We start from the raw sequence: 20,290 nt of genomic DNA on the forward strand, positions 1-20,290 counted from the left end.
TCGTCAATTAGTGGTACGGGGTGGAGTGCTGGGATTGTCCGGCGAGGAGGTCCCGTGGGCGGTGCGGGGAGTCCTGCGCGCGGCGGCGGTGCTCGGGGCCGGGCCCGCCTGGCAGTTCGGGCACCAGTAGGTGGGACGCTCGCGGGAGCCGTCGCCCTGGTCGGCCGCGCGGATGGGGGTGCCACAGCGCAGACAGGGGCGCTTGGCACGGCCGTACACGAAGAGGTCCTGCCCCCGGCGGCCCGTCGTACTGCGGATCGGGCGGTCGCGGTTGGCTTCCAGGAGCTTCTTGGCGAGTACGGGCAGTTGGGCTGCGTGCTCGGTCGGGAGTGCGCTGACGGGGAGCCAGGGGGTCACCCGGAGCAGGAAGCACAGCTCGCTCTTGTAGACATTGCCGATACCGGCGAGGTTGCGCTGGTCCAGCAGGGCCTCGCCGAGGGCGCGCGCGGGGTCGGCCAGGAGGTTGGCGAGGGCGCGGTCAGGCGCCCAGTCCGGGCCCAGGAGGTCGGGGCCGAGGTGGCCCACTGCTCGGTCTTCCTCGGTGGTACGCAGGAGGTCCAGGACGGGGAGGCGGTAGCCGACGGCCGTGCGGCCGGGACGGGCGTCTTCGGCGGCGAGGATCACACGGATCTGGTAGGAGGGGCCGCCCGTCCAGCGCTCCTGGTCGGCGAACACCTTCCAGGAACCTTCCATCCCGAGGTGCGTGTGGACCGTCAGGCCGCCCTCGACGCGGGCGAGGAGGTGTTTGCCGCGCGGGGTGACGTCCAGGACGGTACGGCCCGTGAGGTCGACCGTGGCGTACTTCGGGACCCGGAAGTCGCTGACGGTCAGCATCTCGCCCGCGAGGGCTGTGTGCAGCCGCTTCGCTGTCTGCCAGACCGTGTCTCCTTCGGGCATGGGTCAAGGGTGGCATGGGGCGGGGGGTATGGGGTGAGGGTGTGCGGTGGGGCGGATCGCGCGCGGCCGAGGGAGCCGGGGCTGGTGGGGGATAGGGCTGGTGCTGGTGCTTCGGGCCAGGGCTCGGGCCAGTGGCTCGGCCTCGGGTTGGGCGGTGCCGGTGGTCGGCCACGGGTCATTCGGCGGCTCGGATCAGGCGCGTAGGCGTAGGCCTCGGGGTGTTGCGATGAAGCCCGCTCCTTCCAGGAGGGTGCCTAGGGGGGAGGTCAGGGCCGCGGTGCCGTTCACGCGCTCCACTGTGACGGTGCCGAGGGAGCCCGCGCGGGCGGCTGCGGCGAGGGCCTCTGCTGCCGTGTGCAGGCGAGGGTCGTCGGTGGGCTCGATGTCCGGGGCCGAGGGCCAGGCCAGGAGGGTCTTGCCGCCGCGCTCCATGTAGAGGGTCAGCTCGCCGTCGACCAGTACGACGAGGGAGCCCGCCTTGCGGCCCGGCTTGTGCCCGGCGCCGGTCGGGGGCTCGGGCCAGGCGAGGGCGGCGCCGTACGCGTTCGCCGGGTCGGCGGCGGCGAGGACGGCGGCTCGGGTGTCGGCGGCGGGGCGGCGATGGCGGGCGGTGGAGCCGGGGCGGCCGGGGCCGGGGCCGAATGGGGCGCCGCCGTTGTGCCACGCGGGGCCTTGTGGGGTGCGGCGGTTGCCCTGGGAGGCGAGATCGCGCGGCGAGACGTAGTCGCCCGGACCGAGGTGGGCGTCCAGGAATTCGTGGTCGAGGTCGGGGATCTCGTACGCGGGCGTGCCGTCGGGGTTGTCCCATTCGGGGGTGTTGCCCTGGTCGGTGCCAGGGGCGCCGAAGTCGTCGAAGGCGCCGTGCACCTCAGGTCCGCCGTAGCCACCGGGGGCGCCGTCGGTGTCGGGGGTGCTGGGGCCGGGCAGGGCCTCGCCGCGCTCGCGGGCGTTGGCGACCGCGCGCAGGCGGTCCACCGCGCCGTCCATGGCGAACTGCGCGGCTCCGAGTCCCTCGACCACGTAACCGCGCCGCGCCTGGCCGCTGTCCTCGAAGGCGGACAGGATGCGGTACGTCGCCGAGAAGCCGCCCTCCACGCCCTCGGCGGCGACCGCTCCCCGGGTCACCACGCCGTGACGGTCGAGGAGTGCGCGGGCCAGTGCGTGGGCCCGCACTGTGGGGTCCGGTTCGTGGGCCGGGAGCACGGACCAGCGGCCGGCGACGGTCGGTGGGCCGGTTCGGGACGCGGGGCGGGCGGCGGACGTCAGAGAGCCGTAGCGTCCGCGTGGGACAGTGCGCTTGGCGCGGTGAGCCGTGGAGCCCGCGGTGCGGCCCGAGCCGAGCAGGGAGCGCATGGGTGCGAGTGTGTCGTTCGTCAGGCGGCCCGACCAGGCCAGGTCCCAGAGGGCGTCGGCGAGTTGGGGGTCGGTGGCGTCCGGGTGCGTGGTGGCGCGGACATGGTCGGTGATCTGGCGGAAGAACAGGCCGTAGCCGCCGGACAGGGCGTCCAGGACGGACTGGTGCAGTGCCGTCAGCTCCAGGGGGTGCGGCTGCGGCAGGAGCAAGGGGGCCGCGTCCGCCATGTAGAGGGACACCCAGCCGTCCTTGCCGGGGAGTGAGCCCGCTCCGGCCCAGACGATCTCTCCGGCGGCGGTGAGTTCGTCGAGCATCGCGGGGGCGTAGTTCGCGACGCGGGACGGCAGGACGAGCTTCTCCAGGGCGGACGCAGGCACGGACGCGCCCTGCAACTGCTCGATGGCGCGGACCAGTCCGTCGATGCCGCGCAGCCCGTGGCCCTTGCCGATGTGCTGCCACTGCGGCAGGAACTGCGCGAGCGCGGCCGGTGGCACCGGCTCCAGCTCATGGCGCAGGGCAGCGAGGGAGCGGCGGCGCAGGCGGCGCAGGACTGTCGCGTCGCACCACTCCTGGCCGATGCCTGCCGGGTGGAACTCGCCCTGGACGACTCGTCCACCCGCCGCCAGCCGCTGGAGGGCGCCGTCGGTGATCGCCGCACCCAGGCCGAATCGGGCCGCCGCTGTGGCCGACGTGAACGGGCCGTGGGTGCGGGCGTAGCGGGCGAGGAGGTCGCCGAGCGGGTCCTTGACCGGCTCGGTGAAGGCCTCGGGGACGCCGACGGGCAGTGCCGTGCCGAGCGCGTCGCGCAGGCGGCCCGAGTCCTCGATCGCCGCCCAGTGGTCCGTGCCGGCGATGCGGACCTTGATGGCGCGGCGGGCGCCGGCCAGCTCCTGGGCCCAGTGCGGCTCGGCGCCGCGCTCGACCAGTTCGGCGTCCGTGAGCGGGCCGAGGAGGCGAAGGACGTCCGCGACGCCTTCGACGTCCTTGACGCGGCGGTCCTCGGTGAGCCACTGGAGCTCTTGCTCCAGCTCGGACAGCACCTCGGCGTCGAGCAGTTCGCGCAGCTCCGCCTGGCCGAGCAGCTCGGCGAGCAGACGCGAGTCCAGCGACAGGGCGGCGGCGCGGCGCTCGGCGAGCGGGGAGTCTCCCTCGTACAGGAACTGGGCGACGTACCCGAAGAGGAGGGAGCGCGCGAACGGGGACGGCTCGGGGGTGGTGACCTCGACGAGGCGAACCTTGCGGGCTTCGAGGTCGCCCATGAGCTCGGTGAGGCCGGGGACGTCGAAGACGTCCTGGAGGCATTCGCGGACCGCTTCCAGCACGATCGGGAACGAGCCGAACTCGCTGGCGACCTCGAGGAGTTGGGCGGCGCGCTGGCGCTGTTGCCACAGCGGAGTGCGCTTGCCGGGGTTGCGGCGCGGCAGCAGCAGCGCGCGGGCGGCGCACTCGCGGAAGCGGGACGCGAACAGCGCCGAGCCGCCGACCTGGTCGGTGACCATCTGGTCGACATCGCCCTTGTCGAAAACGACGTCCGCCGCCCCGACGGGCGCCTGGTCGGCGTCGTACTCGGTGCCGGCCTTCCTCGGCTCCTGGTCCAGCAGGTCCAGGCCCATGAGGTCGGCGTCGGGCAGGCGCAGCACGATGCCGTCGTCGGCGTGCATGACCTGCGCGTCCATGCCGTACCGCTCGGAGAGCTTCGCGCCCAGGGCGAGGGCCCAGGGGGCGTGGACCTGCGCGCCGAAGGGGGAGTGCACGACGACCCGCCAGTCGCCGAGTTCGTCGCGGAAGCGCTCGACGACGATCGTGCGGTCGTCCGGGATGTGGCCGCAGGCCTCGCGCTGCTCGTCCAGGTAGGACAGGACGTTGTCGGCCGCCCAGACGTCCAGGCCTGCGGTGAGGAGGCGCAGGCGGGCGTCCTCCTTGGGCAGCGAGCCGACCTCGCGCAGGAACGCGCCCACCGCGCGGCCCAGTTCGAGGGGTCGGCCCAGTTGGTCGCCCTTCCAGAAGGGGAGTCGGCCCGGTACGCCCGGCGCGGGGGAGACCAGGACGCGGTCGCGGGTGATGTCCTCGATGCGCCAGGAGCTCGTGCCGAGCGTGAAGACGTCCCCCACGCGGGACTCGTAGACCATCTCCTCGTCCAGCTCGCCGACCCGGCCGCCGCCCTTCTTCGGGTCCGCTCCGGCGAGGAAGACACCGAACAGGCCGCGGTCCGGGATGGTGCCTCCGGAGGTGACCGCGAGGCGCTGTGCGCCGGGGCGGCCGGTGATCGTGCCGGCGACGCGGTCCCAGACCACGCGCGGGCGGAGCTCGGCGAAGGCGTCGGACGGGTAGCGGCCGGCGAGCATGTCGAGGACGGCGGTGAAAGCGGATTCGGGGAGGGACGCGAAGGGGGCGGCTCGGCGGACCATGGCGAGGAGGTCGTCCACCTGCCAGGTGTCCATCGCCGTCATGGCGACGATTTGCTGGGCGAGGACGTCCAGGGGGTTGGCCGGGACCTTCAGGGACTCGATGGACCCGGTGCGCATCCGTTCGGTGACCACGGCTGCCTGGACGAGGTCTCCGCGGTACTTCGGGAACACCACGCCGGTGGAGACGGCGCCGACCTGGTGTCCCGCGCGGCCCACGCGCTGGAGGCCGGAAGCCACGGAGGGCGGTGACTCGACCTGGACGACGAGGTCGACGGCGCCCATGTCGATGCCCAACTCGAGGCTGGACGTGGCCACGACTGCGGGGAGGCGGCCTGCCTTGAGGTCCTCCTCGACCAGGGCGCGCTGTTCCTTGGAGACCGAGCCGTGGTGGGCGCGGGCGATGACCTGCGGTGCGCCCTGGGCCGCGCCCGAGCCGCCCATGAGCTCGGCCGGGGCGTGGTGCTCGTCGAGTGGTTCGCCGGTGGCCCGCTCGTAGGCGATCTCGTTGAGGCGGTTGCACAGGCGTTCCGCCAGGCGGCGGGAGTTGGCGAAGACGATGGTGGAGCGGTGGGCCTGGACCAGGTCGGCGATCCGCTCCTCCACGTGGGGCCAGATCGAGGGCCGTTCCGCGCCTTCGGAGCCCTCGGCGACCGGGGAGCCGCCCAGCTCGCCCAGGTCCTCGACGGGGACCACGACGGAGAGGTCGAACTCCTTGCCCGACTTCGGCTGCACGATCTCCACCTTGCGGCGGGGGGAGAGGTAGCGGGCGATCTCGTCGACCGGGCGGACGGTCGCGGAGAGTCCGATGCGGCGGGCCGGTTTAGGGAGTAGCTCGTCCAGGCGCTCCAGGGTGAGGGAGAGGTGGGCGCCGCGCTTGGTGCCCGCCACCGCGTGCACCTCGTCCAGGATCACCGTCTCGATGCCGGTCAGAGCGTCGCGTGTCGCTGACGTCAGCATCAGGAAGAGGGACTCGGGGGTGGTGATGAGGATGTCCGGGGGACGGGTCGACAGGGCTCGGCGCTCTGCTGCGGGGGTGTCGCCGGAGCGGATGCCGACCTTCACCTCGGGCTCGGGGAGACCCAGGCGGATGGATTCCTGGCGGATGCCGGTCAGGGGGCTGCGGAGGTTGCGCTCGACGTCGACGGCGAGGGCTTTGAGGGGGGAGACGTAGAGGACTCGACAGCGCTTCTTGGGGTCGGCCGGTGGGGGTGTGGCGGCCAGCTGGTCCAGGGCGGCGAGGAAGGCAGCCAGGGTTTTGCCGGAGCCGGTGGGGGCCACGACCAGCACGTCCGAGCCCTCGTGGATGGCCTGCCACGCACCTGCCTGGGCTGCGGTGGGCGCGGAGAATGCGCCCGTGAACCAGCCTCGGGTGGCGGGGGAGAAGCCGGCTAGGGCTTGGTGCGGGTTGCTGACCATGCGTCCATCCTGCACCCGGGGACTGACAATGCGGCTGAGCTGGGGAAATGTGTGCGGGGGTGGTTGTGCGTCTTGCCTCCGGCGGTTGGGCGGGGGTGCCTGCGGCGGCCCGCTTCGGGTGAGTGGTGGTGTGCGTAGCGCCTGCGGGTTCGTTGTGGGTCGGGGCCGTGCCGGGGGGTGTCCGTCCTCGGTCGGGCGGTTGCCCTACCTCAAGAGGCGCCGTTTCTTGACGCCCGCCGCTGCGGGCGGACACCCCCCGGCACGGCCCCTTGCCGGCGTACGCGGGTGCCGGTCCGCGGGGGTGCCCCGCTGGGTGGTTCGTCGGCGTCGCGGAGAATGGGGGTATGGCAGGTTCGGGTGAGCGGGCGCGGCATTGGCAATACGCCGACTTGCCCGGTGTTGATCTGCTGCGGGCCCGGTATGTGCGGAAGACGTTTGTGCGGCATACCCATGAGAACTTCGTGATCGCCGCCATCGCCGATGGTGTGGAGGTCTTTCACTGTCGGGGTGCTGATCAGTACGCGGGGGCCGGTGCGCTTGCGTTGGTCAATCCGGATACGCCGCATACCGGGCGGGCGGGGGTTCCTGAGGGGTGGCAGTACGGGGCCGTCTATCCGTCGGCCGAGCTGGTGGCCGAGATAGCGGGGGAGACCACTGCTCTTCGGGGGACGCCGGGGTTTGTGAGGCCGGTGCTCGATGATGCGTATGCCGTGGGGTTGGTGCATCAGGTGTTGCGGGCTGCGGATGAGGGGAACGCGCTGGCCGCCGATACGTTGCTTCGGGTGGCAGTCACCCGGCTGCTGCGGTTGAACGGTGGGGCTCTTCCGCAGCGCGAGGTGCGGACTGCCGGGGCTCGGGTCGCTGTACGCGCGCGTGAGGTGCTGGAGGGGCGGTTGGCTGAGCCGCCCAGTCTGGAGAGGCTGGCTGTCGATCTCGGTACCGGTCCGTTTGCCTTGCTGCGGGCGTTTCGGGATCTGTACGGGATGCCACCGCATACGTGGCTGACCGATGCTCGGGTAAGGCGGGCTCGGCGGCTGTTGGACGAAGGGGTTTCGCCGGCTGAGGCGGCCCTTGCCGTGGGCTTCACCGATCAGCCGCATCTGAATCGGCACTTCAGCCGGATCGTCGGCGTTCCGCCGGGGGCCTATCAGCGGGAGCGCAAGAACGTACAAGACGTGTGGCAGGGGCTGTCCTAGCGTCACGGGTGTGGCAGAACAGAAAGCTCTCGAAGACCTTCGTGTCGACGAAGGCAAGCCCGACGGGGCTGTTGTACGGGACGCCCTGGGCGTTGGAGTAGCCGTCGGGTTGTCCGGGTTCGCCTTCGGGGTGACCTCGGCTGGTAGTGGGCTCACGCTCTTGCAGACCTGTGCGCTCAGCCTGCTGGTGTTCACGGGAGCCTCGCAGTTCGCGCTGGTAGGGGCGCTTGCTGCCGGGGGTGGTCCGTGGACCGCGGCCGCGGGTGCGTTCTTTCTCGGCGTGCGTAATGCCTTTTACGGGCTGCGGTTGTCGCAGTTGCTGAGCCTCACGCGCGCGGTGCGGCCGTTCGCCGCGCAGTGGGTGATCGACGAGACGGCGGCAGTCGCGCTGGCGCAGCCGAATCGGCGCAGTGCGCGGATCGGGTTCGTGGTGACGGGGCTCAGCCTGTACGTGCTGTGGAACCTCACCACGTTGCTCGGTGCGCTCGGGGCGGAGGCCATGGGGGACACCGATGCCTGGGGGCTGGATGCGGCCGGGCCTGCCGTCTTTCTGGCTTTGCTCGCGCCGATGCTGAAGTCGGCGACCGAGCGAGCTGTCGCCGGACTGGCTGTGGTGCTGGGGCTCGGGTTGTTGCCTGTTCTGCCCGCAGGCGTGCCTGTGCTGGTTGCCGCCCTCGCGGCGCCGGTCGTGGTGTGGGCGCAGGGGCGGCGTCGGGGAGACGTGCGGGAGGGGGAGCTGTGAACACCTGGATCGCGATCGGCGTCACCGCCTTTGGCTGCTACGGCGTCAAGCTCGTCGGGCTGCTCGTGCCCGTGGGTGCTCTGGAGAGGCCTCTCGTACGGCGGCTGGCCGCCCTCTTGCCCGTCGCCCTCCTTGCCGCCCTCACGGCTCAGCAGACGTTCGGTGACGGGCAGGCGCTGGTACTGGACGCGAGGGTGGCCGGGGTCGCTGCGGCTGCCGTGGCGCTCGTCCTGCGTGCTCCGTTCCTGCTTGTCGTCGCTGCGGCCGTGCTGGTGACGGCAGGGGTGCGCGCGATGGGTGGGTGAGGCTCGTCAGCCGATGTGGCGGCCGTACGCCCTGAGCGTGCGCAGTGCCTCCATCGTCACCATCGGACGGGCCTCGGATGCAATGCTCGGCGCCCACTGACGCCAACGGATCGGCCAGCCGCCGTCCTCTTGCTGCTCGTCGGCGAGGTGGTCGAGGGAGCGGCTCATCTCGTCGTCCGTGAACCACGCGCGCGCGAAGGAGCGCGGTGTCCGCGCATAGTCGTGCGGGAAATGGTGCTCGCCGGGGGCGTAGTCGACGGAGGGCGGGTAGGCGTCGAGGTTGTCCGGCTCCAGTGCCGCAAGGCGCTGTTCGCGCACGAGGCGGCCCAGGCGGTCGGCGGCCGCCTCCGCGCGCGGGCGGTCGGGAACGGAGTCCAGGAAGGCCACGGCGGCCTCGATCTCGTACGGGTGGGACTTCTCCAGGGACTCGACGGCCTGCCAGCAGAAGTCCGTGGCCCGGAACAGCCAGGCGTGCCACACCTCATTGCGGTGCAGCAGTCCGACGACCGGTCCGGTGGCCAGGAGCGAGCTGGGAGCGTCGTCCACGATCGGCATGAAGGGTGCGGCGGGGTAGCCGCGCTGGCTGGAATGGATCGCCGGGAGGGCGCCGTCCGGCGTGGAGACCGAGGTGAGGTAGCGGCAGACGCGATCCACGCGCTGTCCGCCGCAGCGCTCGATGGCATCCAGGATGTGCAAGGCGTGACCGGTGTGCAGCGGCTGGCTGACCGGGCCGCGCAGATCGGGCTCCAGCGCGTGGCCGTACCCGCCGTCCTCGTTGCGGTAGGCGCCCAGCGCGGTCTCCACCGGGTCGGCGGCACCGTTCAGGAAGTGGTACGCGAAGAGACGCTGCTCGAGCACGCGCGCGCTGAGCCAGACGAACTGCTCGGCGCGGAAGAGCGGGGAGCGCGTCGAGGGCGTCGGGGGGAGTGCGGAAGCTCCTGTTTCGGGCATGCGTCAGACCGTAGGACGGAAAGCGGTCTCGGCAAGGGGTCCCGGCGCAGGCCCACTCTCAGGGGCGGGATACTGGACGCATGCGGTTGACGGTCTTCTGGGAGCGGATGGCGGATCACTTCGGTTCGGGCTACGCCGACACCTTCGCGCGCGACCACGTGATGACGGAACTCGGCGGGCGGACGGTGCACGAGGCGCTGAACGCCGGCTGGGAGGCGAAGGATGTGTGGCGTGTGGTGTGTGCCGTCATGAACGTTCCGGGTGAGAAGCGCTGACCAGTCACGAAGATCGCAGGACCGAAGCCGTTTGTCGGTGGTGTGGGCGACACTTGCTCCGTGGCACGCACTGACGAGACCGGGCAGCTCGCCCGGCACGGATCCCCGTTCGGCACGACGCCGCCCACCCCACCACCTGGGGAGAGCGACGCCGGGGCCAACGCCCGCATGCCTCGTTGGCTCCCGCGCGCCATGGTGCTCGCGCTGGCGCTCGTCGGCGCGTTCCAGCTGGGCAGCTGGGCCTTTCACCAGCTCACCGGGCTGTTGATCAACGTCCTCATCGCGTTCTTCCTGGCTCTCGCCATCGAGCCCGCGGTGAGCTGGATGGCCGCGCGCGGCATGCGCCGCGGACTGGCCACCGGCATCGTCTTCCTCGCCGTGATCATCGCGTCCGCCGGGTTCGTGACACTGCTGGGGTCCATGCTCGCGGGCCAGATCATCAAGATCGTCGAGGATTTCCCGAACTACCTCGACTCCGTCATCAACTGGATCAATGCGCACTTCAACACCGAGCTGCGCCGCGTGGACGTCCAGGAGGGCCTGCTCCGCTCCGACTGGCTGCGCAACTACGTGCAGAACAGCGCCACCGGGGTCCTGGCCGTGTCCGCCCAGGTCCTCGGCGGCCTCTTCCAACTGCTGACGATCACGCTGTTCTCGTTCTACTTCGCCGCGGACGGCCCGCGACTGCGCCGCGCGCTGTGCTCCGTACTGCCGCCCGCCAAGCAGGCCGAGGTACTGCGCGCGTGGGAGATCGCCGTCACCAAGACCGGCGGTTACCTGTACTCGCGCGGCCTTATGGCGCTCATCTCCGGCGTAGCCCACTACATCCTGCTGGCGAGCCTGGACGTGCCATACGCGCCCGTGCTCGCGGTGTGGGTCGGCCTTGTCTCGCAGTTCATTCCCACCATCGGCACCTATCTCGCGGGTGCCCTGCCCATGCTGATCGCCTTCACGGTCGATCCCTGGTACGCGCTGTGGGTGCTGATCTTCGTGGTGGTCTACCAGCAGTTCGAGAACTATGTGCTGCAGCCCAAGCTGACCTCGAAGACCGTCGACATCCACCCCGCGGTCGCCTTCGGTTCGGTCGTCGCCGGCACCGCCCTCCTCGGCGCGGTAGGCGCCCTGATCGCCATCCCTGCGATCGCCACGCTGCAGGCGTTCCTGGGGGCGTACGTGAAGCGGTACGACGTCACCGACGACCCCCGGGTCCACGGGCACCACTGGGGGCGGGGTGCGGGGCGAGGTCTGGTCGCCCGCGCGCGTGCGCTGTGGGCCCCGCGGCCGGGAGCGGCTGAGCCACCGCCGAAGGCGGAGGATCCGGGCGACAACTCCTCCTGAGGAGCAGCCGGCGCCAGCCGGCGCCAGCAGCCGACGCCAGACGCAGGCAGGAGCAGGGGGCCGTGTCGCCGGGACGGCGGGCGGGTAATCCGCCACGAGGGGCGGGCTGTCGGCCGGGAATCCGGGGCGGTGTCAGGCCGCGGACGTAGTCTCGTAGGTGCCGTGTGGTGCGCTTGACACGAAAATCGAACATCCATTCTGATGGAGACGGCGGAGGGGCGCTCGGCGGGCATTTCGCCACGGTTTCGATGGATAAGTGGCCGAGTTATCCACAGGCCGGACGGGCGTCGGGGCCCATTGTCAGTGGCAGGCGTTAGCGTCTTTGACGTGAAGCGATCGACTCAAGCAAATCGGGTGGAACCCATGGCAGGAACCGACCGCGAGAAGGCCCTGGACGCCGCGCTCGCACAGATTGAACGGCAGTTCGGCAAGGGTGCGGTCATGCGCCTGGGCGAGCGGCCGAACGAGCCCATCGAGGTCATCCCCACCGGGTCGACCGCGCTCGACGTCGCCCTCGGCGTCGGTGGCCTGCCGCGCGGCCGCGTGGTGGAGGTGTACGGACCGGAGTCCTCCGGTAAGACCACGCTGACCCTGCACGCAGTGGCCAACGCGCAGAAGGCCGGCGGTCAGGTCGCCTTCGTGGACGCGGAGCACGCCCTCGACCCCGAGTACGCGAAGAAGCTCGGCGTCGACATCGACAACCTGATCCTCTCTCAGCCCGACAACGGCGAGCAGGCTCTGGAGATCGTGGACATGCTGGTCCGCTCCGGCGCCCTCGACCTCATCGTCATCGACTCCGTCGCCGCGCTCGTCCCGCGTGCGGAGATCGAGGGCGAGATGGGCGACAGCCACGTCGGTCTGCAGGCCCGACTGATGAGCCAGGCCCTGCGGAAGATCACCAGCGCGCTCAACCAGTCGAAGACCACCGCGATCTTCATCAACCAGCTCCGCGAGAAGATCGGCGTGATGTTCGGCTCCCCGGAGACCACGACCGGTGGCCGGGCGCTGAAGTTCTACGCCTCGGTGCGTATCGACATCCGCCGCATCGAGACCCTGAAGGACGGCACGGACGCGGTCGGCAACCGCACCCGCTGCAAGGTCGTCAAGAACAAGGTCGCGCCGCCCTTCAAGCAGGCCGAGTTCGACATCCTCTACGGCCAGGGCATCAGCCGCGAGGGCGGCCTGATCGACATGGGCGTGGAGCACGGCTTCGTCCGCAAGGCCGGCGCCTGGTACACGTACGAGGGCGACCAGCTCGGCCAGGGCAAGGAGAACGCTCGTAACTTCCTGAAGGACAACCCCGACCTGGCCAACGAGATCGAGAAGAAGATCAAGGAGAAGCTGGGCGTCGGCGTGCGGCCCGAGGAGCCGGCTGCCGAGCCGGGCGCGGACGCCGCGGTTGCCGCCGCCCCGGACGACGCTGCGAAGACGGTGCCCGCTCCGGCGGCGGCCAAGACGGCCAAGACCAAGGCCGCAGCAGCCAAGAGCTGATCCGTACGGTGCCTGATTCAGAAGCGTGGCGAACCGACTGGGCCGAGTCCGCCCACCCCGACGCTCGGCGTGAGCGGGGGAGGGGCGGCGACGGCCACGGGGGAGACGTGGACCGGGGTAGCTACGACGGAGAAACCGCTCGGGGCGGTTACGGGGGGAACGGCAGTGCGGCGTCGTACGGCACGGAGAGGTCGTACGACGACGGGCCGGGCAAGGGCATCCCGGGCGTTGGTGACTGGCCGGGCGAAGGCATCCAGGGCAGCGGCAAGCGGCCGCAGGCGGGCTCGGCGGCCAGCGGCGGCTCGCGCCGGGGTGGCCGCAGGATGCGTGGTGAGGGCGGCTCAGCCGGGGGGCGGGGGCGCCGTCGGCGCGGCTTCGGGGAGTCGCCCGGTGAAGACGGAGACGCCCCCTCCTTGTCGAGGGCCGAGAAGGGGGACCTCCCGGCGGACCCGGTGGAGCAGGCTCGGGCGATCTGCCTGCGCCTGCTCACCGGGACCCCGCGGACGCGGAAGCAACTTGCGGACGCCCTGCGCAAGCGGGAGATCCCGGACGATGCCGCCGAGGAGGTGCTGTCGCGGTTCGAGGAGGTCGGCCTCATCAACGACAGTGCGTTCGCGGATGCCTGGGTGGAGTCCCGACACCACGGCCGGGGTCTCGCCAGACGCGCGCTCGCGCAGGAACTGCGTACCAAGGGCGTCGACTCGACACTGATCGACGCGGCCGTTTCCCAGCTCGACTCCGAGCAGGAAGAGACGACCGCACGCGAACTCGTAGCCCGCAAGCTGCGCTCCACACGCGGCCTCGACCGCGACAAACGCCTGCGCCGCCTCGCGGGCATGCTCGCCCGCAAGGGCTATCCCGAGGGCATGGCCCTACGGGTGGTCCGGCAGGCGCTGGAGGAGGAGGGCGAGGACACGGAGTTCCTCGAGGGCGAGGGGTTCTGATCCCGGTAGGGGACCCGGAAGTGGGCGAAGGCTCGCGACCACGGGATTCCGGCGCCGGACACGGTGGACGCGCGGGGGCGCCCATCGCGTTCGGGCCGGGATCAACCGGCCTAGGCGTCCGCACCCACCCCCGACGTCACCGGAAGCCCAGCAGTTCGCCATGCCTGGAACCCGCCGACCAGGTCGGTGGCTCGGCTCAGCCCCAGTCGCCGTAGCGATTCCGCCGCCAGGCTGGATGCGTAGCCCTCGTTGCAGATCACCACGACCCGCAGGTCGTGACCGGTGGCCTCGGGGGCCCGGTGGCTGCCCTGCGGATCGAGCCGCCACTCCAGTTCGTTGCGCTCGACGACGAGGGCGCCGGGGATCAGACCGTCCCGCTCCCGCAGGGCCGCGTACCGGATGTCCACCAGCAGAGCCTCGCTTCCCTGAGCGGCCTCGTACGCATCCCGAGGCTCGATCCGCTCGTAGCCCGCGCGCACCCGCTCCAGCAACTCGTCGATGCCGACGGGCCGTTCGTCCACACCGCGTCCAACCACGTCACCCACGCCTGTCTCCCACTCGCCCGCCCCGGCGGGCGCCTCGCTCACGCCGCCCGCAGCACCCGCCTTCAACTCACCGCTACCAACCCGTCGTTCGCTCGAACCGTGCAGCACAGGCTCGCCTCCGGCCGCCCCGCTCACTGCCAGTCCTCCGGGCGCTCCACCTGCTCCAGGCGCAAAATCGGCCCACTGCGGCTGAAGCGGCGGATCTGAGGCAGGGGTGGGTAGTAGGCGTGAACGGAGATCGCGTGACGGTCGGGGGACTCGTTGAGCACCTCGTGTACATGGTGGTGGCCGAAGGAGCGGCCCTTTCCGGCGGGGAGCCGCCGTTCCCGGTCCACGTCGTCCGCCAATTCCAGCGTCTTCCAGCCGTCGGCAGGCAGCCGGACGGCGAGCGAGTTCTCCTTGAGCTCACCGGCCGCCGTCACGAAGGCGCCGGCCGAGTCGGCGTGGTCGTGCCAGCCGGTGCCCGTCCCGGGCGGCCAGCCGATCAACCAGGCCTCGCTGCCGCCGGGACCCTTGAGCCGTACCCAGGTACGGCCCTCGGGGTCGAGGGGGAGCGAGGCGACCAGCTCTGTGTCGGCGGCCGCACGCCGTACGAAGTCGAGTAGATCCGCCTGCGTCGGCGCGGAGACCGGCGCGGGATTCGACTTGGCGCCGGATTTGGACGCGGCAACGGAGGAAAGGGAGGCGGCAGAGGGTACGGACACGGGCACCGTCCTGAAGAGAGTTCGCGAAGAGCGCGCGACAGCACAGGCGACAGAGTCAGCAGTGGCGCGCGCAGGAAGGGGGGATGCGAGTTCAGCAGGACGGGCGACACACGCAGCCTGCATAGCGGACGAGGTCCATATGGACCCTCCGCCACAGGCGCACACAGGTGTCGGTCACGATCCGGAGTACACCACGCCGGTGCGGGCCGGTCAACTCACTGTCACTATGCGGACCGCACAGTGACAGTGAGTGCTGCTCTCTGGTCCGGTGACGGTCGGTTCCCTACGACAGAGGCAGCGCGAGTTCCCTTCGATGTCAGCGCGAGCCGGCCGCAGCCCCCGCCTCCGCCGCTGCCCCTGCCTTTGCCTCCGCCGCGTCGGCCTGAACCTTGCCCGGTCCCCCCAGGGCGGCCGCGGCTGCCGCGTACAGATCGGTCGGCCGTACTCCACTCAAGGCCGTCACCAGATGGCCGTCGGGCCGCACCAGCAGCACCGAGTGCGCGGCCGCCCCCGGATAGGCCTCCGCGACCAGCAACTCGGCTCGGTACGGCAGTGCCGTCACCGCGGCCGCCAGCCGAGGCATGATCCCGGCAGTCGCCCAGTGCTTGCGCTCCCAGACGCCCGTGCCCGGCGCGATCAGCAGCACCAGCAGCGCGCCGCGCCCGAGCCGGTCGCGCAACTGTACGAAAGAGCCGTCCTCCGCTGTGACCCGCACGTCCACGACCGGCGCACCACGCGGCGTGTCCACCGGGACCTCGCCCTCCAGGGGCCCGGGTGCGAGCGGCGACTCGGCGTACGTCCCCAGCGCACCGATCGCGCCGTGCCCCAGGTGGCCGTCCATCAGCAGCGCGTCATGACCCCGGGCGGAGCCGGGGACGTAGGCGCGCAGCCCACCGCCGCCGCGCAGCAGCGGCAGCGCCTGGTCGGCGGCGCGCAGCCGGGCGGCGACGACGGCGCGCCGTTCCGTCTGGTAGCTGTCGAGCAGCGCCTCGTGCGGCCCGTGGTGCCAGGCCGGTGCCAGCTTCCAGGCGAGGTTGTCGGCGTCCCGCAGCCCCTCGTCGAGCCCATGCGTGCCGAGCGTGCCGAGGCAGTGCGCCGCGTCCCCGGCGAGAAAGACGCGGCCCGCGCGCCAGCGGCGGGCCAGACGGTGGTGGACCGTGTGAACCCCGGTGTCGAGGAGCTCGTACGGCGGTGTCGGCCCACCGGTCCAGCCGGCGAGCGTCTCCCGGATGCGAGCCACCAGCAGCTCGGGTGTGACCAGGTCCTTGCCCGGCGGCAGCAGCCAGTCCAGGCGCCACACCCCGTCCGCGAGCGGTCGTCCGGTGACCTCCCCGGCCGAAGGTCCGGACATCCGCCACGGCGGCATCCGATGGAGCAACGCCTGACCGTCCCAGGGAAGTTCCGCGCGCAGCGCTGCCACGGCGTGTCGCTCCACCGCCGTACGGCCGGGAAAGCGGATGTCCTGGAGTTTGCGCACGGTCGAGCGCGGGCCGTCGCAGCCGACCAGATAACTGCCCCGCCACCAGGTGCCCTTGGGTCCACGGGTGTGGGCGGTGACACCCGATGGCTCCTGCTCGATGGCGTCCAGGCGGCTGTCCACGGCGATCTTGACGAGCGGTTCGCCTTCGAGGGCCGCGCGCAGGGCGCCGGTGAGCACGTGCTGGGCGATGTGCAGGGGGGCGGGGTTCGTGACGCCCTCGGGCTCGGCCGCCGCGTCGTCGAACGTGACCTCGCGCATCACCTGCTTGCGCCGCATTGCCCGCCATCCGGCCCAGCGGGCTCCGGCCTCGGCGACAGGCGCACCCGTCAGGCGCTCCATGAGGGCGGTGGTGTCCTCGCGCAGGACGACGGTGCGCGCGAGGCGGGGTTCGTCCTTGCCGGGCCCCTCGTCGAGGACGACGGACGGCACCTCCTGACGGGCCAGCGCCAGGGCGAGCGTAAGCCCCACGGGCCCCGCTCCGACGATGATCACCGGGTCCACGGCGCGGCGCCCCCTGCCCGCAGCGGTGTCCCGAGGGACGCAAGTGAACAGAAAGTTGGAGCAGGGTGCACGATCACAGAACGTATGCAACCCATTGCCGGTGCTTGCGTCAAGTGACGGAGGGCAGTGGCGATCATGCCACTGCCCTCCGCGTCGTTCATGCCACTTGACTGCTCATCAGATGACAGCGGCTCCTGGACTGATCATCAGATGGAGCCGCCTGCGCCGGCGCCGTAGGTGCCACCCGTCGCCGCCGGGTTGAGCTCCTCCATGTCCTCGGCGCTGAGGACCGCACCCGTGCCCTTTTTGCTGCGCCGCAGCCTCTTCTCCAGCCAGCTCGCGAAGCTGGTGAGGATGAAGTTGAGGACGATGTAGATGATCGCCACCACGATGAAGCTGGGGATGACGTTGGCATAGAAGGCCGCCAGTGTCTGGCGCGCGTTGAGGAGCTCGGTGAACCCGATCATCACGCCGCCCAGCGCGGTGTCCTTCACGATGACCACGAGCTGGCTGACGATGGCCGGCAGCATGGCCGTGACAGCCTGTGGCAGCAGGATGCTCCTCATCGTCTGGCTCTTGCGCAGACCGACCGCCATGGCGGCTTCCGACTGGCCCTTGGGCAGCGAGAGGATGCCGGCGCGTACCACCTCGGCCAGGACGGACGCGTTGTAGAGCACCAGGCCGGTGACGACCGCGTACAGAGGCCGCTGCTCACTGCTGACGTCCGTCCAACGGTTGTAGAACTCGTTGGCGAACAGCATCAGCAGCAGGACAGGGATCGCCCGGAAGAACTCGACCACCCAGGCGGCCGGAAGCCGCACCCACCGGTGGTCGGACATGCGCGCGATACCGAAGAACGCGCCCAGCGGAAGGGCGATCACCATGGCCAGTGCCGCGGCCTTCAGTGTGTCGACGAGACCCGGCAGCAGATAGGTCGTCCAGGCCGGCGACTCGGTGAACGGTTTCCACAGGGCCCATTCCAGCTGGCCCTTTTCGTCCATCGTGTCCCAGACGAACCACGCGAGCAGCGCGAGCAGCGCGAAGAAGACCACCGAGATGAGCACATTGCGCCGCTTGGCGCGGGGGCCCGGAGCGTCGTAGAGAACGGAGCTCATCGCTTCACCGCCAGTCGCTTGCTCAGCCAACCGAGGAAGAGGCCGGTGGGCAGGGTCAGTACCACGAAACCGAAGGCGAAGACCGCGCCGATCAGCACCGTCTCAGCCTCGTTCTCGATCATTTCCTTCATCAGGTAGGCGGCTTCTGCCACGCCGATCGCGGCCGCCACGGTGGTGTTCTTGGTCAGGGCGATCAACACGTTGGCGAGCGGGCCGATGACCGAGCGGAGGGCCTGCGGCAGGATGATCAGCCGGAGGGTCTGGCTGAAGGTCAGTCCGATGGCACGGGCCGCCTCGGCCTGGCCGAGCGGCACGGTGTTGATGCCGGAACGAATCGCCTCGCAGACGAAGGCCGCGGTGTAGGCGACGAAGCCGAGGATCGCCAGGCGGAAGCCCCGGACGCCGAAGTCGGAAGCGCCCATCGTCACACCGAAGATGTCGGCGAGGCCGAGCGAGGTGAAGATGATGATGACCGTCAGGGGGATGTTCCGGACGATGTTCACATAGGCCGTGCCGAACCCGCGCATGAGCGGAACCGGGCTGACCCGCATAGCGGCCAGGAGAGTGCCGAGGATCATGGAACCGATGGCGGAGAAGAACGTGAGCTTCACCGTCATCCAGAAGGCACCCAACAGGGTCGGGTCGTTGTAGTCAGAAAGAAAATCGAACACGATCTCCCGCGCTTCCGGGTGGGTGGCGAACGTGGATAGCGCGGCGCGCCGCCGCCCTGATCGCGGTGGACGGCGGCGCGCCGGTGGACCATTGCGCTACTGGACGATGACGCCGATCTTCGGCGCGGGCTCGTTCTTGTAAGAGGCCGGACCGAAGTTCTCCTGGACCGCCTTGTCCCAGGACTTGTCCTGGACCATCTTCTCCAAGGCGGCGTTGACCTTGTTGACGGTCTCGGTGTCGCCCTTCTTCACACCGATGCCGTAGTTCTCGTTGCTCAGCTTCAGACCGGCAAGCTTGAACTTGCCCTTGTACTGCTCCTGCGCGGCGTAGCCGGCGAGGATCGAGTCATCCGTGGTCAGGGCGTCCACGGAACCGCTCTGCAGACCGGCGATGCACTCCGAGTAGCCGCCGGTCTCCTTCAGGTTGGCCTTCGGGGCGAAGTCCTTCTTGACGTTCTGCGCAGAGGTGGAACCGGTGACCGAGCACAGGTTCTTGCCGTTGAGGTCGGTGGCCTCGGAGATGTCCGAGTCGGTCTTGACCAGCAGGTCCTGGTGGGCCAGCAGGTACGGGCCGGCGAAGTCGACCTTCTCCTTGCGCTCGTCGGTGATCGAGTACGTCGCCGCGATGAGCTTCACGTCGCCACGGGCGAGCGCGTTCTCACGGTCGGCGCTCTTCGTCTCGACGAACTCGATCTGGTCGGGCTCGTAGCCGAGCTCCTTCGCCACGTACGTGGCGACGTCGACGTCGAAGCCGGAGAAGGTGCCGTCGGGCTCCTTCAGGCCCAGACCGGGCTGGTCGTACTTGATGCCGATCTTGATCTTGTCGCCGCCACCGGAGCCCGACCCGCTGTCGCTGTCGCCGTCACCACCACAGGCGGTGGCGGTGAGAGCGAGGACGACGGCAGCGGCGGCCGCGGCGGAGACCTTGCGGAGCTTCATGGTGAACATCCTTTGTGTGGAGAAGAGATGCGTGCCGTCAGGAGCGGCGGTTGACGCAGGTCGTCGGCTGCGAGTAGCAGGCCGTCAGTCCGTCAGTGGTGCAGGATCTTGGACAGGAAGTCCTTGGCGCGGTCGCTGCGCGGGTTGCTGAAGAACTGATCCGGCACAGCTTCTTCGACGATCTTGCCGTCTGCCATGAACACCACTCGATTGGCGGCCGAACGGGCGAAGCCCATCTCATGGGTGACGACGATCATGGTCATGCCGTCCCGGGCGAGCTGCTGCATGACCTCCAGGACCTCGTTGATCATCTCCGGGTCGAGAGCCGACGTCGGCTCGTCGAAGAGCATGACCTTGGGGTCCATGGCCAACGCTCGGGCGATGGCCACACGCTGTTGCTGGCCGCCGGAGAGCTGGGCAGGGTACTTGTCCGCCTGGCTGGCCACACCCACTCGGTCGAGCAGGGCGCGGGCCTTGTCCTCGGCGGCCTTCTTGTCCGTCTTGCGGACCTTGATCTGTCCCAGCATCACGTTCTCGAGCACGGTCTTGTGCGCGAAAAGGTTGAAGGACTGGAAGACCATTCCGACATCGGCACGCAGCTTGGCAAGCGCCTTGCCCTCAGCGGGCAGCGGCTTGCCGTCGATGGCGATCGCGCCGGAGTCGATCGTCTCGAGGCGGTTGATGGTGCGGCACAGGGTGGACTTCCCGGACCCGGAGGGTCCGATGACCACGACGACCTCACCGCGGGCGATCGTCAGGTCGATGTCCTGGAGCACGTGCAACGCGCCGAAGTGCTTGTTCACGTTCTTCAGGACGACCAGGTCGCCGGTCGCGGCCGCATCTTCCTTGGCCACCGATACTTCGGTCATCGCTCTCAGGCTCCGTCCTCCTCGGTTTCGGAGGACAGTAGTAACCGTATCCGACCTGCGTCATTAGTTCTGAGGGGAATCTGAGCATCACGATCCGATAGCAATCGGACACGTGTCGTAGCACTTGCGACCTGGGCGCGTACCGGCTG

At 70.3% G+C, this 20,290-nt stretch carries 18 protein-coding genes; 7 read left to right on the forward strand and 11 right to left on the reverse strand.

Translation table 11 applies throughout. The features are described from left to right. Nucleotides 1-3: 3 nt before the first annotated feature. The gene (locus ACWGDB_RS36865) at nt 4-897 is read right to left on the reverse strand and encodes an Fpg/Nei family DNA glycosylase (protein WP_453826455.1); all 894 of its coding nucleotides are present in this window, start codon (nt 895-897) and stop codon (nt 4-6) included. 192 nt (nt 898-1,089) lie between these two features. Next, nucleotides 1,090-6,075, reverse strand: a complete 4,986-nt coding sequence (locus ACWGDB_RS36870; RefSeq protein ID WP_453826456.1) for an ATP-dependent helicase — start codon at nt 6,073-6,075, stop codon at nt 1,090-1,092. A gap of 344 nt (nt 6,076-6,419) precedes the next feature. On the opposite strand from ACWGDB_RS36870, the gene ACWGDB_RS36875 reads away from it, so the two are divergent. From ACWGDB_RS36875 to ACWGDB_RS36885, 3 genes are read left to right on the forward strand one after another with little or no spacing between them, the layout of a single operon-like run. Then, the gene (locus tag ACWGDB_RS36875) at nt 6,420-7,271 is read left to right on the forward strand and encodes an AraC family transcriptional regulator (protein WP_453826457.1); all 852 of its coding nucleotides are present in this window, start codon (nt 6,420-6,422) and stop codon (nt 7,269-7,271) included. Nucleotides 7,272-7,281: 10 nt separating this feature from the next. Further along, nucleotides 7,282-8,013, forward strand: coding sequence for an AzlC family ABC transporter permease (locus ACWGDB_RS36880; protein ID WP_453826458.1), 732 nt, complete (start codon nt 7,282-7,284; stop codon nt 8,011-8,013). Further along, nucleotides 8,010-8,318 carry an AzlD domain-containing protein gene (locus tag ACWGDB_RS36885; RefSeq protein ID WP_453826459.1) on the forward strand — a complete coding sequence of 103 codons (309 nt, stop codon included), beginning with the start codon at nt 8,010-8,012 and terminating at the stop codon, nt 8,316-8,318. Before ACWGDB_RS36880 ends, ACWGDB_RS36885 begins: the two co-directional genes overlap by 4 nt. Before the next feature lie 6 nt (nt 8,319-8,324). Here ACWGDB_RS36885 and ACWGDB_RS36890 read toward each other — a convergent pair whose 3' ends face one another. Then, entirely contained in the window at nt 8,325-9,269 is a 945-nt protein-coding gene (locus tag ACWGDB_RS36890) for a hypothetical protein (RefSeq protein WP_453826460.1), read from the reverse strand. Nucleotides 9,270-9,349: 80 nt separating this feature from the next. Between ACWGDB_RS36890 and ACWGDB_RS36895 the strand changes: the two genes are divergently transcribed. The 4 genes from ACWGDB_RS36895 (at nt 9,350) to recX (ending at nt 13,317) form a co-directional block, all read left to right on the forward strand. Next, a complete protein-coding gene (locus ACWGDB_RS36895; protein ID WP_427839609.1) occupies nt 9,350-9,544 on the forward strand; it encodes a DUF3046 domain-containing protein in 195 nt (64 codons plus the stop codon). A 60-nt stretch (nt 9,545-9,604) separates the two neighbouring features. Next, complete coding sequence (locus ACWGDB_RS36900; RefSeq protein ID WP_453826461.1) at nt 9,605-10,882, forward strand: AI-2E family transporter; 1,278 nt, start codon at nt 9,605-9,607, stop codon at nt 10,880-10,882. Nucleotides 10,883-11,245: 363 nt separating this feature from the next. Continuing rightward, a complete protein-coding gene (gene recA, locus ACWGDB_RS36905; RefSeq protein ID WP_453826462.1) occupies nt 11,246-12,373 on the forward strand; it encodes a recombinase RecA in 1,128 nt (375 codons plus the stop codon). Between the two features lie 8 nt (nt 12,374-12,381). Further along, nucleotides 12,382-13,317 (forward strand): recombination regulator RecX, encoded by a 936-nt coding sequence (gene recX / locus ACWGDB_RS36910; RefSeq protein ID WP_453826463.1) that lies wholly within the window; start codon nt 12,382-12,384, stop codon nt 13,315-13,317. Between the two features lie 110 nt (nt 13,318-13,427). Here the strand turns inward: recX and ACWGDB_RS36915 are convergent, their stop codons facing one another. The 8 genes from ACWGDB_RS36915 to ACWGDB_RS36950 form a co-directional block, all read right to left on the reverse strand. Then, nucleotides 13,428-13,853 (reverse strand): rhodanese-like domain-containing protein, encoded by a 426-nt coding sequence (locus tag ACWGDB_RS36915; protein ID WP_453826487.1) that lies wholly within the window; start codon nt 13,851-13,853, stop codon nt 13,428-13,430. Nucleotides 13,854-13,993: 140 nt separating this feature from the next. Further along, nucleotides 13,994-14,566 carry a cysteine dioxygenase gene (locus ACWGDB_RS36920; RefSeq protein WP_453826464.1) on the reverse strand — a complete coding sequence of 191 codons (573 nt, stop codon included), beginning with the start codon at nt 14,564-14,566 and terminating at the stop codon, nt 13,994-13,996. Between the two features lie 91 nt (nt 14,567-14,657). Then, nucleotides 14,658-14,744: a putative leader peptide gene (locus ACWGDB_RS36925; protein ID WP_313960178.1), complete on the reverse strand. Its 87-nt coding sequence runs from the start codon at nt 14,742-14,744 to the stop codon at nt 14,658-14,660. A gap of 138 nt (nt 14,745-14,882) precedes the next feature. Next, nucleotides 14,883-16,547: an FAD-dependent monooxygenase gene (locus ACWGDB_RS36930; RefSeq protein ID WP_453826465.1), complete on the reverse strand. Its 1,665-nt coding sequence runs from the start codon at nt 16,545-16,547 to the stop codon at nt 14,883-14,885. A gap of 206 nt (nt 16,548-16,753) precedes the next feature. Continuing rightward, the gene (locus tag ACWGDB_RS36935; protein ID WP_453826466.1) at nt 16,754-17,662 is read right to left on the reverse strand and encodes an amino acid ABC transporter permease; all 909 of its coding nucleotides are present in this window, start codon (nt 17,660-17,662) and stop codon (nt 16,754-16,756) included. Then, nucleotides 17,659-18,333, reverse strand: a complete 675-nt coding sequence (locus tag ACWGDB_RS36940; protein WP_369273816.1) for an amino acid ABC transporter permease — start codon at nt 18,331-18,333, stop codon at nt 17,659-17,661. The genes ACWGDB_RS36935 and ACWGDB_RS36940 overlap by 4 nt, the downstream gene beginning before the upstream one ends. 96 nt (nt 18,334-18,429) lie before the next feature. Beyond that, nucleotides 18,430-19,272 (reverse strand): glutamate ABC transporter substrate-binding protein, encoded by an 843-nt coding sequence (locus tag ACWGDB_RS36945; protein WP_453826467.1) that lies wholly within the window; start codon nt 19,270-19,272, stop codon nt 18,430-18,432. A gap of 92 nt (nt 19,273-19,364) precedes the next feature. Then, the gene (locus ACWGDB_RS36950; protein WP_328422621.1) at nt 19,365-20,141 is read right to left on the reverse strand and encodes an amino acid ABC transporter ATP-binding protein; all 777 of its coding nucleotides are present in this window, start codon (nt 20,139-20,141) and stop codon (nt 19,365-19,367) included. Between the last annotated feature and the right edge of the window lie 149 nt (nt 20,142-20,290).

The sequence above is a fragment of the Streptomyces sp. NPDC055013 genome (assembly GCF_053608645.1).